The organism is Sulfitobacter sp. HI0027, from assembly GCF_001634775.1.
Classification (GTDB): Bacteria; Pseudomonadota; Alphaproteobacteria; order Rhodobacterales; family Rhodobacteraceae; genus Sulfitobacter.
Genome location: NZ_LWER01000341.1, coordinates 1 through 331 on the forward strand (window position 1 = coordinate 1; position 331 = coordinate 331).

A 331-nucleotide genomic window follows, 5' to 3' on the forward strand; every position below is an offset into this window, starting at 1 on the left:
GCATTAGCCACGCCGCAAATTTGGCGGAGGCGTCGGTCTTTTTCCGTAGCATCAACCGTCCACTGAACATAGTCGCGATAAAGCGCCGCGCGGTAACTCCAATAGTTATCGAAGCGCCGCCCGTACATGTTGTAGCCATAGTAATAAGGTGACATTTCCGCCCAGACTTCGGGCCAATCGAGACGCTCTTCACTGGCCCGGTCCGCAAAGCGGTAGCCTGAGTTGTTGGCGATTGTGTCAGTGCTCCACATGCGCTGGCTTCCAAATGGATGCTGAGCATAGAAATAGGCTTCGGGATAAGTTCTGTCGCCGTCGTTCTCAGACCAGTTCT

General features: G+C 54.1%; 1 protein-coding gene. It reads right to left on the minus strand.

Features of this window, described 5'->3' with window-relative positions:
• A partial coding sequence (locus A3722_RS16615; RefSeq protein WP_150120532.1) for a hypothetical protein occupies positions 1 to 251 on the minus strand: 251 nt, incomplete at its 3' end.
• Between the last annotated feature and the right edge of the window lie 80 nt (positions 252 to 331).